Source organism: Pedobacter sp. PF22-3 (assembly GCF_026239555.1).
Taxonomy (GTDB): Bacteria; Bacteroidota; Bacteroidia; order Sphingobacteriales; family Sphingobacteriaceae; genus Pedobacter.
Genome location: NZ_JAPIVP010000023.1, coordinates 35706 through 51362, shown reverse-complemented (window position 1 = coordinate 51362; position 15657 = coordinate 35706). Strand labels below are relative to the sequence as shown.

Annotated in this window: 12 protein-coding genes and 1 tRNA gene; 4 read left to right on the top strand and 9 right to left on the bottom strand. The window is 39.2% G+C overall.

All coding sequences use genetic code 11. The features are described 5' to 3' along the window. Positions 1 to 181 precede the first annotated feature (181 nt). From OQX63_RS21715 to OQX63_RS21695, 5 genes are all read right to left on the bottom strand, one after another. The gene (locus tag OQX63_RS21715) at positions 182 to 1177 is read right to left on the bottom strand and encodes an FAD:protein FMN transferase (RefSeq protein WP_265852900.1); all 996 of its coding nucleotides are present in this window, start codon (positions 1175 to 1177) and stop codon (positions 182 to 184) included. Positions 1178 to 1187: 10 nt separating this feature from the next. Continuing rightward, positions 1188 to 2507, bottom strand: coding sequence for a Gfo/Idh/MocA family oxidoreductase (locus OQX63_RS21710; protein ID WP_265852899.1), 1320 nt, complete (start codon positions 2505 to 2507; stop codon positions 1188 to 1190). Positions 2508 to 2541: 34 nt separating this feature from the next. Then, positions 2542 to 3507 (bottom strand): formylglycine-generating enzyme family protein, encoded by a 966-nt coding sequence (locus tag OQX63_RS21705; protein WP_265852898.1) that lies wholly within the window; start codon positions 3505 to 3507, stop codon positions 2542 to 2544. Between the two features lie 495 nt (positions 3508 to 4002). Further along, positions 4003 to 5280, bottom strand: a complete 1278-nt coding sequence (locus OQX63_RS21700; RefSeq protein ID WP_265852897.1) for a DUF5103 domain-containing protein — start codon at positions 5278 to 5280, stop codon at positions 4003 to 4005. 697 nt (positions 5281 to 5977) lie between these two features. Further along, complete coding sequence (locus OQX63_RS21695; RefSeq protein WP_265852896.1) at positions 5978 to 7885, bottom strand: ABC-F family ATP-binding cassette domain-containing protein; 1908 nt, start codon at positions 7883 to 7885, stop codon at positions 5978 to 5980. Positions 7886 to 8051: 166 nt separating this feature from the next. Between OQX63_RS21695 and OQX63_RS21690 the strand changes: the two genes are divergently transcribed. From OQX63_RS21690 to OQX63_RS21680, 3 genes are all read left to right on the top strand, one after another. Then, a complete protein-coding gene (locus OQX63_RS21690; protein ID WP_265852895.1) occupies positions 8052 to 8465 on the top strand; it encodes an Rrf2 family transcriptional regulator in 414 nt (137 codons plus the stop codon). A gap of 71 nt (positions 8466 to 8536) precedes the next feature. Beyond that, positions 8537 to 9187, top strand: a complete 651-nt coding sequence (locus OQX63_RS21685) for an NAD(P)-dependent oxidoreductase (RefSeq protein WP_265852894.1) — start codon at positions 8537 to 8539, stop codon at positions 9185 to 9187. Positions 9188 to 9322: 135 nt separating this feature from the next. Beyond that, complete coding sequence (locus tag OQX63_RS21680) at positions 9323 to 10351, top strand: quinone-dependent dihydroorotate dehydrogenase (protein ID WP_265852893.1); 1029 nt, start codon at positions 9323 to 9325, stop codon at positions 10349 to 10351. Between the two features lie 302 nt (positions 10352 to 10653). On the opposite strand, the gene OQX63_RS21675 is transcribed toward OQX63_RS21680, so the two are convergent. The 3 genes from OQX63_RS21675 to OQX63_RS21665 all read right to left on the bottom strand — a co-directional run bounded on the left by OQX63_RS21675 (position 10654) and on the right by OQX63_RS21665 (position 11748). After that, positions 10654 to 10824 (bottom strand): hypothetical protein, encoded by a 171-nt coding sequence (locus OQX63_RS21675; protein WP_029275070.1) that lies wholly within the window; start codon positions 10822 to 10824, stop codon positions 10654 to 10656. 34 nt (positions 10825 to 10858) lie between these two features. Beyond that, positions 10859 to 10932: transfer RNA gene (locus tag OQX63_RS21670), tRNA-Cys, on the bottom strand. A 69-nt stretch (positions 10933 to 11001) separates the two neighbouring features. Next, positions 11002 to 11748, bottom strand: a complete 747-nt coding sequence (locus OQX63_RS21665; protein ID WP_265852892.1) for a TrmH family RNA methyltransferase — start codon at positions 11746 to 11748, stop codon at positions 11002 to 11004. On the opposite strand from OQX63_RS21665, the gene OQX63_RS21660 reads away from it, so the two are divergent. Then, positions 11739 to 14162 (top strand): BamA/TamA family outer membrane protein, encoded by a 2424-nt coding sequence (locus OQX63_RS21660; RefSeq protein WP_265852891.1) that lies wholly within the window; start codon positions 11739 to 11741, stop codon positions 14160 to 14162. The two genes, OQX63_RS21665 and OQX63_RS21660, sit on opposite strands and share 10 nt — an antisense overlap. Here the strand turns inward: OQX63_RS21660 and OQX63_RS21655 are convergent, their stop codons facing one another. After that, on the bottom strand, positions 14163 to 14729 hold the full coding sequence (locus OQX63_RS21655) for a 2'-5' RNA ligase family protein (protein ID WP_265852890.1): 567 nt from the start codon (positions 14727 to 14729) through the stop codon (positions 14163 to 14165). Between the last annotated feature and the right edge of the window lie 928 nt (positions 14730 to 15657).

Genomic DNA, 15657 nt, shown 5'->3' with positions numbered 1-15657 from the left:
GTCATGCTGAATTTATTTTACAAGTAGAAATAGTGTTTTCAGTCGCCTTGTAGCTACTATGTGGTCAGCATCTTTCCTGCAAAATAGACCCTGAAATGAATTCAGGGTGACGACTCTAAGCTTAAATATCGGCAGTACGTTTCAAAAGGCATATTATTAATCGAACTGAGGTTGATAGGTATTAGTGCATAATTAGTTTTTTAAATCCTGTAGTTAGCGTATCAGCCACTTTGCCATCTTTCTGGTGGTATACGAAATAAGCTTCCAGGTTTTTTCTACTTTCAACAAAGGCCATGGCATCTTTGAGGTGCATCGCCATTAGGGCATTATCATATCCATCGGCTGTAATGGCATCATTTGCGTAAACAGTAACGCTGATCATCTCATTATCTAAAGGATAGCCTGTTTTAGGATCGATCAGGTGAGAAATTTTTTTCTTTCCGCTCTGGTGAAATTTCCGATAGTTGCCCGAAGTAGTAATGGCACCAGAATTGATCGCAGCGATGTGCCTGATTACCGGAGTTCCATCCTTATCCGGACCTTCAATGCCAATTTTCATGGTTTCGCCATTGGGTTTAGGTCCTGAAATCCGAATTTCGCCTCCCAGTTCGGCTACATACTGTTTAATTCCTTTTTGTTCGAGATAAGCGGCAATTAAATCGACACTATAACCTTGGGCAATTCCATTTAAATCGATTTGTACACAGGGCTTTAATTTGCTTAATAAGCCATTCTTTAACTTCAGGTTTCTCATGCCAACACAGGCCAATATTGATTTAATGACTACCGGATCGGGCTCGTTTTTGGTCTCTTTCGGCCCAAAACCCCAGGCTTGTACCAATGGAGCAACGGTAATGTCGAAAATGCCTTTTGTATCATGGTTGATCTCAAAACTCCTTTTCAGCACGTCGTTCATAAAACGATCGGTTTTAATTTCTTTTTTGGCAGCATTAAATTGATTTATCAATGATCCCTTTTTGTAAAGCGACATCGATAAATCAATTTCGTTCAATAAACTATCTATACCAGCCTTAGTGGCTAAACTATCAGTGGCATAGTACATAATGGCATAATCGGTTCCCTGTGCAAAACCATTAATTTTATATTGCTTCAGCTCTTTTTTCAGGGAGAAAGCAAATATTACTGGTAGAATGAAAAGCAGAAACCTGTAACGCATCAATTTAATTTTAGATCACCTTGGTTTGGCCGGGCATGGCGATAGGATATAGTCCTTTTTCATCAGGCATTAACTTCGGATTAGCATCCCATGCCAAACGCTCTGGCATTAAACTGATGTTGGAAGCCAAAGCCTCATCCCATTTAATGGTCTGGCCAGAGTAAGTAGCATAACGACCGATAATTGACGAGAATGTGCTTGTTGCAGCATAGTCTACATTACTGAATTTATATTCTCCCTTAGAAACCGCATCGAACAGTTCATCATGCTCTGTTTGGTAGGGGTTGGCGTTACCTTTGGTGTTGTGGTTATAGAGTTCTTTGCCACTGTAATCTTTCATAATGGCCTGGTTGCTGCCTGAAAGGTAAATTTTGCCTTTGGTACCCTGAAAAGTTTCATCCACACGGTTACTGATGCCTTCGAAATGGCGACATTGGCTATTGATTACCGCACCATCGGCATACGTTAATTCGATAGAGTGGTTATCATAAATCTCTCCGTAGTCTTTTCCTGTTCTCCAGGCACGGCTACCTGTTCCCTGTACCGAAACCGGATGTCCGTTTTTGATCCAGTTGGCAATATCGATATTATGCACGTGTTGCTCCACAATATGATCGCCGCATAACCAGTTGAAATAATACCAGTTTCTCATTTGGTACTCCATTTCGGTCTGGTTTGCTGTACGCGGACGTACCCAAACGCCACCGCTGTTCCAATACACCTGGCCCGACATGATATCGCCAATGGCACCATCGTTAATGCGTTTCATCGACTCGCGATAGTTGGTCTGGTAGCGGCGCTGCAAACCTACTACCACATTTAATTTTTTCTTTTTCGCTTCTTCGGCTGCGGCCAATACTTTTCTGATGCCCGGTGCATCTACAGCAACAGGTTTTTCCATGAAAATTTGTTTATTCTGTTTAACCGCTTCTTCAAAATGGATAGGGCGGAAGCCTGGAGGCGTAGTTAACAAAACTACATCAGCTAGTGGAATGGCTTTTAAATAAGCATCAAAACCTACAAACTGGCGTTCTTTTGGAACATCCATTTTTGCCGCAAATTTCGAACTTAACGATTGATAACTGCTGTCTAAGCGATCCTGAAAAGCATCGGCCATGGCAACCAGTTTAATATTGAATTTGGTGCTCAATGCCTGGAAAGCCGCTCCGGTACCACGATCGCCACAGCCTATTAAGGCAATTTTAATGGTGTCTGATCCTGACGCATATGCGCCGGCCAGTGGAATACTGCTGAGCATGGCCCCACCGGCCAGCATGGCTGTGGCTTTTAAAAAATCGCGACGATCTTGTTGGTTAATTGGTTTTTTCATGTGTTTAATTTTTATTTTGGTTAGAGATGTGTTTTTAAAAGTCTTTTATCGGTTGCTTATTGTAATACGCATCTATATCTGCTTTTGATGGCGTTTTTACAGGGCGTACCAGGCGCATACCTACAAAAGGCGCTTCAGGAAACCACCAATTGCTTTTCGGAATCTGTGGATCTAATTGTTTCCACGACGGATCAGAAGCCAGTCTGGCTGTTGAGGTTAAATTATTTGGTGTTTCATCATACGAGCCGCCGCGAACTACATTTGGGTAGAGTTTTTCAGGTATTGCCACTGGGTTTTCTGCGGTTTTATCTTTGCTTTGATTGTAAAAGTCAACGATATATTGGTCATAGGTCCATTCGCTCACGTTTCCATACATATCAAATAATCCCCATGGGTTTGGTTTTTTTTGCCCCACCTGGTGTGTTTTGTTGTCGCTATTGTCTTTATACCAGGCATAATCGCCTAATTTAGCAGCATCATCACCAAAAGAATAATTGCCTTCCGTTCCGGCTTTACAGGCATATTCCCATTCTGCTTCTGTTGGCAAACGATAAAAAATACCGGTACGAATATAAAGCCATTTACAAAACTGGATGGCGTTATATTGGGTCATGGCCACCGCTGGCTGGTTGGCTTTACCCATGCCAAAGGTCATATCAAGATAGGGTTTTGTAGGTCTGGTAACGGCATCTACTTCAGCTGGAATAGCGCCTATACTGGCTTGTTTTTCATAATCACGGTAGAGGAAAGGTTCAAAAATATCCCAGGTTACTTCGTGTTTTCCCATCCAGAAAGCATCAAGCTTAACCTCATGAACGGGTTGCTCATCTGGTTTTCCTGTTTTACTGCCCATTTTAAATTTGCCTGCTGGTATGGCCTGCATATCGAATTTTAATTTGGTTCCATTAATGGATTGTGTGTACGATTCGCTGGTTGTTTGTGCTAAAATCTGCGCACAGGGATAGATTATTAACGCTACGGCAATTAATTTTTTAAACATAATTTTTGGTTAGATACGCTTGATCTTCTAGTGTTTATCTGGTAACTTTCTGAAACACTAAAGTAAATAACCACATTTAAAACAAAGAAAATTTATGTAACAATAAAGGTAGGTATTGTTATATAAAGGTCAATTTGACAATTAAAGCTATAGTCATCTTGATGGGTAATTTATGTTATACAAATCAATATGGGTGAGGGTAAGATCCAACCTATATACCTTCGCGTTAAATCGTCATTGCGAGAAGGCTTTTTCAGCCGACGAAGCAATCTTTTCAGCGACGATCATTAGCATGATAGATTGCTTCGTCGTTCCTCCTCGCAATGACGACTTTTTTTGAGCCTGTCAATGGTAAATTATTTCTGGATCTATTCGGTGAGGAATCTTTAAATAAATTCCACTTGTATCTGGTTATATTAGACCGTCATAGGCAAAGGGTTTTACCATATAAGGGATGTAAGGTCATTTAAGCTTCTGATTTTGCAATGGTACTGCTTACCTGCTGTCTGAAACTTTATTGCTTAAATTGGTAAAACCAACGAGCGTGTCCCAACGTGCGCCAGGGCGACGGTAATAAACGAAAATCTGGTAGCTGTTTTCGGTCTGGAAGAATGCACCCTCAAAAGGTTTGCTTTCCATTAGCTTGGTATCTTGATTGTACCAGGCATATTCATAGTCATAGAGGCCTTGTTTAAGGATCACATTGCCATAAAATTGTTTCCTGTTGGCATCATAGAGCAGTTTGTTTTCATTGCTCATGGTAAAATTGTTAAACCGGCCAACAACATAAGCATCGCCATTAGGGCTGGGTGCCGGGGCATTTAAAGTGAATAGAACACTCATATACTCTGCTTCTGTTTTATCTTCGCGCCCGTCGGTATTGCGGATAAAAAAGTTTCCGTTTTCATCGTACTGGTTGGCAAACGCACCTACTGTTCTAGATGCATCCTGAAAAAGTATCACATTTACGGATTGATTATCGCGATAAATATCCTTCACGTTATCTGCCTTGTAGCGCAAACTCCTCGTATCAAATTTTCTAAATTCGTTGTCTCCCCAAAAATCGTTCGTATTGAGGTCGTTATAAACCAATTGGTTTGGCCGTACAAAGGCTGGTTTGGTATTCACCTGGATGGTATTGGCATTAAAATTCTGCATCACTACCGCTTTTATATCCTGGTAGGGGTTGGGAATGGGGAAGGTGTGATTAATAGTAAAGTTGATTTTCTGTTTGTAATTCCGGTTTTCTACCTGCATGGAATTGGTTACTTCTGCCGCTACGGCAACCTGACTATCAAGGATGTAGAAGCGCTGCGAAATAACCGGTTTGTTTTTGTCGCCATCTAAATAGACTTTTAATACATAGTTTCCACCAATTTTAGGTTGGATTTGGGTATTGGGTAAGCTGATTTCGTAATGGGTGTATTTTCTTGCGGTGTTAGAAGAATAGCGATAATTGATGATGCGGTCGTCGTTAAAACTCCCTAAATAATCAATGCTCGAAATTTTTGAAGTCTCCCATTCTGCCGTACAATGTTCGATGGTATACCAGTAATTTTGGGTGCCTGCCAGCAGGTCATCGAAAGAAAAAGTGATTGTTTCTGACGAATTGAGCATAATAACAGGTAAACTTTGCTCTTTATTGCTGTTATAGCAAAGTACAGTTTTAATATTTGGAAGATAAATTTTATTCTCGTTGGTAAAGGTTTTGTCGTTTTGCGCAAAAGCCAAAGTAGAGATGAAAAATAAAACCGTAAATAATATTTTCTGCATGGCTAAAAGTAAAGTTTTATTGGGAAGGGACAAAATGGAGTTGTTGGATGGTTGTCAAGGATAGCTGTGGTGTTAGATATTACTATCTGACACGCCATCACCAGGTTTTTGACAATATACCACAGATGCGCGTATTAACACGAAAGATTTTTTGTCTGAGTTTTGTATTTCTCTTGGGTCGTCATCTCGACCGTAGCGGAGAAATCTTTTTCATGGAAGTTTGATTTGTTCAGAGTTGTCAACTTGAATAGTGAGGTGGCCTGAAAGTTGACAACTCTCCGATTAAATATAATGCATCAGCCAGATGGTAACATCAGGCTGCACACCTGAGTTGCAGATGCTTCGTGCCTCAGTATGATATAGCCTGAAATATTATTCTCCGTGTTTCTGTGTCTCCGTGGCAAAAATTATTGAACAAAAATTCATAGCAAGAATTGCTAGCATGAAAGATTGCTTCGTCGTTCCTCCTCGCAATGACGACCGAGCTAGTGGATTCTAACAACAAAAACCTTCTTCTGTGTTTCTGCGCTTCCGTGGCAACAAAAGGCCACAGCATTTCTGTGGCCTTAATATGCTTTTCTCGTGGTGTCAGATATTACTATCTGACACTGATCTTAATTTGCATTCAAATTCTATTTTTTGGATTTTCTAAGGATCACTTAACAGTCAGGTGGTAACATCTGACTGCACATTAAAACTAACCCTCCAGCTCCATAATCTCAGCAGCTAAACTTTCCCATTTACTTTGGCTGTTATCTAACTCTTGTTTAGTTGCTAAATAACGTTTGTTGGCTTCTGCTAATTTATCGGCTTTAGCGTAAATATTTTCATCTGCCAGTTCTGCTTCAATGTTTTTAACGTTCTGCTCCAGTTCGGTAATCAATTTTTCTGTTTTTTGCAGTTCGTCATTGAGCTTTTTCAAATGGTTCGCCGTATTGGGCGTAATTGGTTTTGGTTCTTCTTTTGGTTTTTCTGGCATTTTAACCGGAATAGGTTTAGGTGCAGGAATTACCCTTTTGCTATTCCATTCCTCATATTCGGCATAAGTACCAGGGTATTGTTTAATTTTTCCGCCTTCTATAAACCAGATTTTGTTGGCCACATTGTCTAAGAAATACCTATCGTGAGATACGGCAATAAAAGTACCTTCAAATTGGTCTAATGCTTGGATCAGGATGTTTACCGATTGGATATCCAGGTGGTTGGTAGGCTCATCCAGGATCAGGAAGTTAGAATCTGTTGTTAAAGATTTAGCCAGGGCCACACGCGATTTTTCTCCTCCGGAAAGCACTTTGATCTTTTTGAAAACATCATCGCCCGTAAAAAGGAAACAACCTAAAATACTCCGTAATTCGGTATCGCTATGTTTTGGCGCGAATGCCTGTAATTCTTCTAAAATAGAATTTTCTAAATGCAGCGACTCTAATTGGTGCTGCGCAAAGAAAGTGGTGGTTACATTATGACCCGTTTCGCAGAAACCTTCAAATTTTTCAGTTCCGGCAATCATTCTCAATAAAGTAGATTTACCCTTACCGTTGGCACCGATCAAGGCAATTTTATCGCCTTTTTCAATTACACCCTCAGCATCGTCTAAAATATGCACATTTGGATAACTCTTATTGGCATGCTCTATCCGCACCACGTGCCTGCCTGATGGTTTAGAGAATTTGAAAGCAAAATTTACGGTTGGGTTATCATCATCAACATCATCAATACGCTCCATCTTGTCTAAAGCTTTCATCCGCGATTGAGCCATTTTAGCCTTGCTCGCCTTTGCTTTAAAACGCTCAATTAAACGTTCTTCCTGTTTAATTTTGGCCTGTTGATTTTTAAATTCACCCTTTTGGATTTCGCCACGTAAGGCTTTTTCTTCCACATAGAAGCTATAGTTGCCTGCATATACGGTTAACTTGCCCTTACGCGATTCGACCGTACGGTTTACAATCTTATCTAAGAAATACCTATCGTGAGATACAATTACAATGGCACCTTCAAAGCCCATTAAATAGTTTTCCAACCATTTAATGGAAGGTAAATCCATGTGGTTGGTAGGCTCATCCAGCAATAAGATATCAGGAGTTTGCAACAAGATTTTAGCGAGCATTACCCGCATCCGCCAGCCCCCTGAAAAGGTATTTAACGGTCGTAACTGATCTGCCGTACTAAAACCCAAACCAGCCAGAATTTCATTTGCCCTATATTCGATGTTGTAACCATCTAAAGCTTCAAACTCTTGCTGTTTATCGCTTAATTTAAATAAAACCTCTTCACTATAATCCGTTTCGATTTTTTTAAGCAGTTCCTCAATTTCATCATGCAACTGGTTTTGGCGTTCAAAAGCTTCCATGGCCACGTGCAAAATGCTATGGTGCGAATCGTAAGAAAGTAAATCCTGGTTTAAGTAGCCAATTTTCAGGTCTTTAGACATGGAAACCGTACCCGAACTCGGTGCGTACTCGCCTACAATTATTTTTAAAAGTGTTGATTTTCCTGTGCCATTGGCGCCAATTAAACCAGCTCTATCGCCAGGTTTGATGTGCCAGTTTGCGTCGTCGTATAAGGCCCTTGAGCCAATCAGGAAAGTTAAATTATTTATTGAAATCATTTCGGCTGCAAAAGTACGAAATTTAAAGGCTTTTTTCAGGGGGAAAGTCAAATAGGAAAAACGGTCTCCTGAACGTAGCAACGAATGGTTTATTAGAAAATGTAAAATAAATTCTGATTTTAGTAAAACCTTCTTATTTTTGTACTGTAATAAAAATAATTACAGAATGAGCACGAGCAGGTTTCCGATTGCCTTACACATTTTAACCTTATTAAATGAGGCGAAAGGTAGTGTTGTGAGTTCAGCATTTCTGGCCGGAAGTATTAATGTTAACCCTGTTTTAATACGCAAAGAAATCATGAATTTACGTAAACATGGTTTTGTGGAGAGTAAGGAAGGTAAGGGTGGAGGTTCGTTTCTGGCTAAAAATGCCAAAGATATCAATCTGGGCGAAGTCTATCAGTCGGTTAGAAGCGGTAATATGTTATTGGGGCAGCATAAAAATGAACCGAATCCTAAATGTCCGATTGGCAGGCAGATCAATCAACATTTAGATAGTCTGTACAGCGCTGCAGAGCGTGCGCTGATTACAAATTTGTCAAAACAAACTTTGGAAGATTTTGCTTCGAAATTTGAATAATTTTTTTTGCATATAACTGTAATAAAAAACATTACAATTTAAATAGATACATAAATTAAAAATTAAATAACATGAAAGTAGCATTGATAGGCGCCTCTGGATTTGTAGGCAAAGCGATTTTAAACGAACTGGTAAGCCGTGGAAATGATGTGATTGCCATTGCGCGAGATACCGACAAGATTGGAAGCACTGATGAAAAAGTAAGTAAGGTTTCGGTAGATGTTTTGGATACTGAAAAATTAGCAGCAGTTTTAGCAGGCGCTGACGCTGTAGTAAGTGCTTTTAACGCGGGGTGGACCAATCCTAATTTATACAATGATACTGTAGAGGGCGCAAACGCCATTCAGGCTGCAGTAAAAGCATCTGGTGTTAAACGTTATATTTTTATTGGTGGAGCGGGTACATTGCAGATTGATGGTCAGCAGGTTGTAGATGGACCAAATTTTCCTGCCGAAATCAAACCAGGCGCAACTGCAGTAAGGGATTATTTTAACACGCTGAAACAAGAGAAAGAATTAGACTGGTTATTTTTTAGTCCGGCAATTGAGATGCATCCAGGCATTACGACTGGCCGTACCGGGAAATATCGTTTAGGTAAAACAAGTCCGGTTTTTAATGAAGAAGGCCGTTCTATTTTATCGGTAGAAGATTTAGCGATTGTAATTGCTGATGAGCTGGAAAATAATGCGCACCACCAGGAGCAGTTTACGGCAGCATATTAGAATGATGGAAAGGAAAATGGATGAGAAGTTTAGTTGTTCATTGGTTCATTAATCATTAGTTAATTGGTTACTGAAAATTGATAACTGAAAATTGTCCCATTTTCCTTTTTCCCATTAAGTTCTTATCTTCGTGGCATGTATCGCCTTATTAAACCAATATTCTTCAAATTTGATCCTGAAAACGTACATTATTTTGTGGTCAAGCGGCTAAAATGGTTTAATGATAATTTTCCACTAGGTAAAACCATTATCCGTAGCAGTTTTGATGTGCACATTAAAGGCTTGGAACGCGAGGTTTTTGGGATAAAATTCAGAAATCCTGTTGGTTTGGCCGCTGGGTTTGATAAAAATGGCGAATACGTAGAGCCGCTCAGTAATTTAGGTTTTGGATTTATTGAAGTAGGTACGGTAACACCAATGCCTCAGCCCGGAAATGATAAACCGCGTATGTTCCGTTTACCTAACGATGAAGCCTTAATCAACAGAATGGGCTTTAACAACAAGGGTGTAGATGTGATGGCAGAACGCTTGCGTCTGCTAAAAGATAAACATCCTGATATTGTTGTAGGTGGAAATATCGGTAAAAATAAGGCTACGCCTAATGAAGATGCGGTAAGCGATTACATTAAATGTTTCGACCGTCTTTTTGATGTGGTAGATTATTTTGTGGTAAATGTAAGCTCACCAAATACTCCAGGCTTACGCGAATTGCAAGAAAAAGAACCGCTGAAGAAAATTCTGAATACCCTGCAGGAGCGCAATCGTAAAAATGATATTTCACGCCCAATTTTGTTAAAAATTGCACCTGATTTAACTGATGCACAACTAGACGATATCATCGAAATTGTTGCGGAAACAAAAATTGCAGGCATTATTGCCACCAATACCACCATTAGCAGGGAAAACCTGGCTACAGAGCAGCATTTAAAAGCCGAAACCGGCGGATTGAGTGGAAAACCAGTAAAAGAACGCTCAACTGAAGTGATCCGTTATCTTTCAGAAAAATCAAATAAAGCTTTCCCGATTATTGGGGTAGGTGGTATACACTCAGCCAAAGATGCGCAAGAGAAACTGGATGCAGGCGCCAGTCTGATTCAGTTATATACTGGTTTTATTTACGAAGGACCAGGATTGATTAAAAGTATCTGTAAAGAGCTGGTTTAATGTACTCGTCATCCTGACCTGTAGCGAAGCGGAAAGGTACGCAGTAAACCGAGCCTTAAGCGAGTTCACCGAAGGTAATTTATTCCAGGGTCTATCTTGTAGGAAAGATGCTGACCACGTAGTAGCTACAAGGCAATTGAAAATACGACCACTACTTGTAAAACAAGTTCAGCATGCGATTGAATAAAAAAAGAGGCCTGTAATTACAATTAATATTATAAGTATCAAAAACACTACGCATAAAAAAAGCATCCTTTGATCAGAAGGATGCTTTAAATTCTTAAAGAAGAAATTTCTAAAAACTATTTTGCCAAAGCAGCTAAAACAGCATTGTTTTTAGCTAATTGATCGTTTTTAGGTTGTGCAGAGCGACTTCCTAACTCGATGTTAGTTGCTCTTTTTAAAAATGCTACCTCTTGGTGAGCTGTATTTTTATTTCTTCTGTCTTTTCTTTTTAATCTGGTAACTGCCATGGTAATAACCTTTTAATTATTTTATTTGTACAAATGGAGGTCGAGAGCGGATTCGAACCGCTGTAGAAGGTTTTGCAGACCTCTGCCTAGCCACTCGGCCACTCGACCTTAAATTCAAGGCTGCAAAAATAGCAATTATTAGTTAGCGCGCAAACATTATTTAAATAAATATCTAATTTAATTGCGAACTCGCACTAATTCAGCACAAAAGATTGCAGCACTTACAGCTACGTTTAACGATTCGGCTTGCCCAACTCTCGGAATGGTGACCGGCTTATTTATTTTTTTGATCACCTCTGCCGATATTCCCTTCCCTTCATTACCTAATATTACCAATCCTTCCGTTCCCCATTTTGTTTTGTAAATAGATTCGCCATCTAATAATGCACCAAATACAGGAATGGTATTATGCTCCAGTAATACGGGTAAATCTGCTTCATGGATATTTATCCTTGCCAAAGAGCCCATGGTGGCCTGTACCGTTTTCGGATTGAATATTTCTACACAGTCTGGAGAACAGATGATATTTTTAAAACCAAACCAATCTGCCGTACGGATAATGGTGCCCATATTACCCGGATCCTGAACGCCATCTAATACCAAAGTAAACTGATTTTTTAACTCTTCCGGTGCCAATTCCCTGTTTTTGGGGATATGAACAAGCGCTAAAAAGCCCTGTGGTGTTTGCAGCGTACTAATCTTCTCTAATTCGGCGTTCTTTACTTCAAATAAGTTTATATTTGCAGGCAATTTGGGTAACAAATGATATTGCTCGCTGTTATAAAATATAGTGTGGAACTGGTAACTTGATTGAAAAAATTCTTGTATGGATTTTATACCTTCAACAATAAACAAACCATGTTCTTTACGATATTTTTTTTGATGTAACGATTTTATAAAACTAATCTGTGATTTTGAAAGCATACCAAAACTCAATAAATATTAAACTGAAAAGCACTGCAATATTACTATTTATTATTGTTTTAATTCAGGCCTGCTCATCAACTAAGTACATTGCAGACTATCAATCGATAGTGAAAAAGGTAACTATTGATAGTGTTGATGCTAAATTTGAAGAACAGGCTTATAACTATGTGCAGAAAGACATCAGGCCGGCATCGAAATTGAGTATCAATGTGCCTTTATACAATTTTTTTAATACCAAAGATGGCCGGTATAAAACCAGTGATATTAAACCGTTTGGAACACCGCCAGCCATTTTGGATAGCACATTGGTTGAAATTTCCAGGACACAGATACAGAAATTTTTAAAAAGTAAGGGATACCGCCGGGCCGAAGTAAAAGCGGCGATAAAGGTTGCAGATAAAAAGGCCGAAATTGTATTCACGGCAAAACCTGGTCCTGCTTATTTTATTGATAAGCTTTCTGATTCGATACCAAATAAAAATATTAAAAACCTTTACCAATCGAATAAGGCTGCGGTAACCCATTTACATACCGGGATGCAGTATGATGAAGATTCTTTAACGTATGAAAGGGAGCAGATTTACCGCATTATGAAGGAAAATGGCTATTTCTATTTCTTAAGACCCTACGTTAATTTCGACGTGTATGGTGCAGAGCCCACTTCTAAAACCAATAAAATAGACCTAAACCTGAATGTAGCTAATCCCAATGATGGCGAACATAAGCAGTTCAACATTGGATATACCCATATGATCATCGCACCTAATCCTGATGGTTTTCCAGATTCGGTACGTTATAAACTCAATAAAGACACTGTTAACGGTATCATATTCACCGATTTTTCTAAACGCTACCGCAGAAACCCCATTGTAAGGTATGATTTTCTGAAAGAGGGCGATCTTTATGATATCCGAAATGAAAACCTTACTTACGATAGGTTATATGAACTCAATATTTTTAAAAATGTAAAAATCGATTATTACAGAAGAGACAGTACCTCAAACAAAATAAACACCGTAATCCAGCTTATTCCACAAAAGGTGATGAGTAACCGCGTGGAAGGAGAGGTGCCTTTTAATGGCGGTACGGTAGGTTTTACGATTGGAAATACGTATACCAATAACAATATTTTTAGAGGAGCCGAAAGATTTGAACTTCAGGTAAAAGGTGGTTTGCAATCAAGAATTGGTAATGGTGCTAAACCCTTTAGCGACATTTATCAGCGTGATTTTTCAATCAGTTCGAGTATTACCGTTCCAAGGTTGATGATTCCTTTCTACAATCCGGTTTTGGGTGGTAATGGCATGCCACACACTACTTTTGCATCAAGCTACATTTATGCGCTACAGAAAGATGTTTCGGTAAGGAGGATTTTTATCAACTCCATTACTTACGATTGGTTTGAAACCAAATCTAAGTTGCACTCTTTTACACCTTTAAATTTCGAATACCGTTTTGGCTATTTAGACCCTAACGTTGATCAGCAAACCGTATTGAACAACCTTTATTATTCCACGTTGTTAGGCCGTAAAGATTTAACACTGGGGATGAAGTATACTTATACCTTAAATGCAAATAAATTAAATGAATACCGGTCTTTTGTTTATTTAAGGGCTGGAATGGATATAGCGGGTAATATGTTGCAGGGGATATCCGCATTAACCGGCAAAAAAGGTGATCCTGCAAACAATAATCCTGCGAGAATATTCGGTTTGCCATTTAATCAATATATGCGCCCTGAAGTCGACCTGAGGTGGTACAAACATTTGGGGGGCGAGAAACAGTTTGTTGCCCGTTTAAATGCGGGTGTAGCTTACGCATACGGAAATTCAGTATTGACAGGTATACCCTTTGAAAAGCAGTTTTTTGCTGGTGGATCCAGCGGAATAAGGGCCTGGCAGGCAAGAACCATAGGACCTGGAAACTATGATAGAGGTATTTTAAGGAGTGATACCCTGAGGAGGGCATTTTTTGGGCTTGACCAGCTCGGAACCATGCGGATTGAAACCAATTTTGAATACCGTTTTACTGTGGCCAAAAAGTTTTTAGGTGCAACATTAAAAGGGGCAGCATTTGTTGATATTGGCAATGTATGGAACCTGCGCAGAGGCGAATCAATTCTCGTTTCCAATCCTACACTTGATGAACAAACCATATTTAGATTAAGTAAATTAGCACAACAACTAGCTGTTGGAACAGGTGTAGGACTAAGATATGACGTGCAATATTTTGTATTTAGGTTTGATGTGGGGTTAAAGCTTAAAGACCCTCAGTTTGTGGGATCGGATCAATGGGTGATCAGTAAGTTTTTATCTGGGGCACGGGATTTCAAAAATAATTATAATGCCACTCACGGACCTGATACCTATCGTTTTATACAATACAACTTTGGTATCGGGATGCCTTTTTAATTAATCAAAAAGGCTTAAGGCTTTGGGTTTTGTATCAGGGTCTTTAAAAGAAAATTCTCTATATGGTTGCCATCTTTTATCCACGTGCTTATAAACAGAGAAAGATGAAACCACAAATTCACGTTTAAATTTGCGGTCTTTAAATTCGGCGCAAATCTGTTTGAAAATAGGTTTTAAATCTCTGAAGGCTAAGGTTAAATGTGGATTGAATTTTTCTTTTTTCTCGATCAGTTTCAAAGGTTGTAATGCTTTGGTTATCTTTTTTTCGAGGTGCATTAATCCATCATTTTGTTCAACGTCGAGGTAAAAGGTATGTTCAGGGAATGAATTGAAATTTCGGAGTATCTGCGTAAAGGATTGATGGAAAGAGGCATCTGCTAAAGCTTTAAAAAAACTCTTTTCTGCATCAAATGATGAAATTTTTACCGGAGGATATAAGGTAATGTGTGCCGGACGCTTTAATGATTCATGCACATTAAATTTATCTGAAATGTAGGTTCTGATCTCATTTATGTCTTCTGCAATAGAAACAGGCGGAATCAAACAAACCAAAAATAGATTTTCCATAAAACAAATTTACTAAAAATATTAGTAATTTAAAATAGCATACTTGGGTGAATCATCCAAGCCATGGTTCGTGTCTCCACGAACCATTTTTATTTTGGTTAAGTGAACCTGGGTTAACTAAACCCGACCGGCAGTGTTATCCCGGTTTAAGCATCATTTGATTTGGCGGTTAATCTCCCGGGATTAAGCAAAGGGCGGGACTGGCGGAACCGAAGCACCGTGGACCTTGCTTTTCTAAAAAATAGAAATCGTACTATACCTTTTGTGCAAAATATAGCGTTAATCGTTAAAAAACGATTTGTTATTTTCACACTCGTTGGAAACGAGCGTGAGCATGATTAGGAATAACTGACCTTGATTAGTTAAGTGCTGCTTTAATGAATCGCCTTTTTACTGGCTGATTATTGCTTTTTGTGTCAGGTGGTAACACCCGACACCACAAATTAACCTGTTTAAATTTTTGCCACGGACACGCGGATTGGCACGGAGCATTTTTTTTTGGCCATGGTTTGTATCTGTAAGGGCCTATCTTAATTTGATCGCGGTGATCTGGAGCCATGGTTCGTGTCTCCACAAACCATTTTTATTTTGGTTAAGTGAACCTGAGTTCAATAAACCCGACCGACAGCGTTATCCCGATTTAGATGATCTTTTTTATTATCGTTTAATTTATCGGGATTAAGCAAAGGGCGGGGCTAGCGGAACCGAAGCACCGCAGGCCTTGCTTTTCTAAAAAATAGAAATTGCATTAGACCTTTTGTGATAAACACTGAAGTTAATCGTTAAAAACGATTTGTTATTTTTACACTCGTTGGAAACGAGCGTGAGCATGAATTCCAATCGAATCAGAAAGATCCTGAAATAAATTACCTTCGGTGAGCTCGCTAAGGCTCGGTTCAGGATGACGACCGTTTATGCAATTTACTCT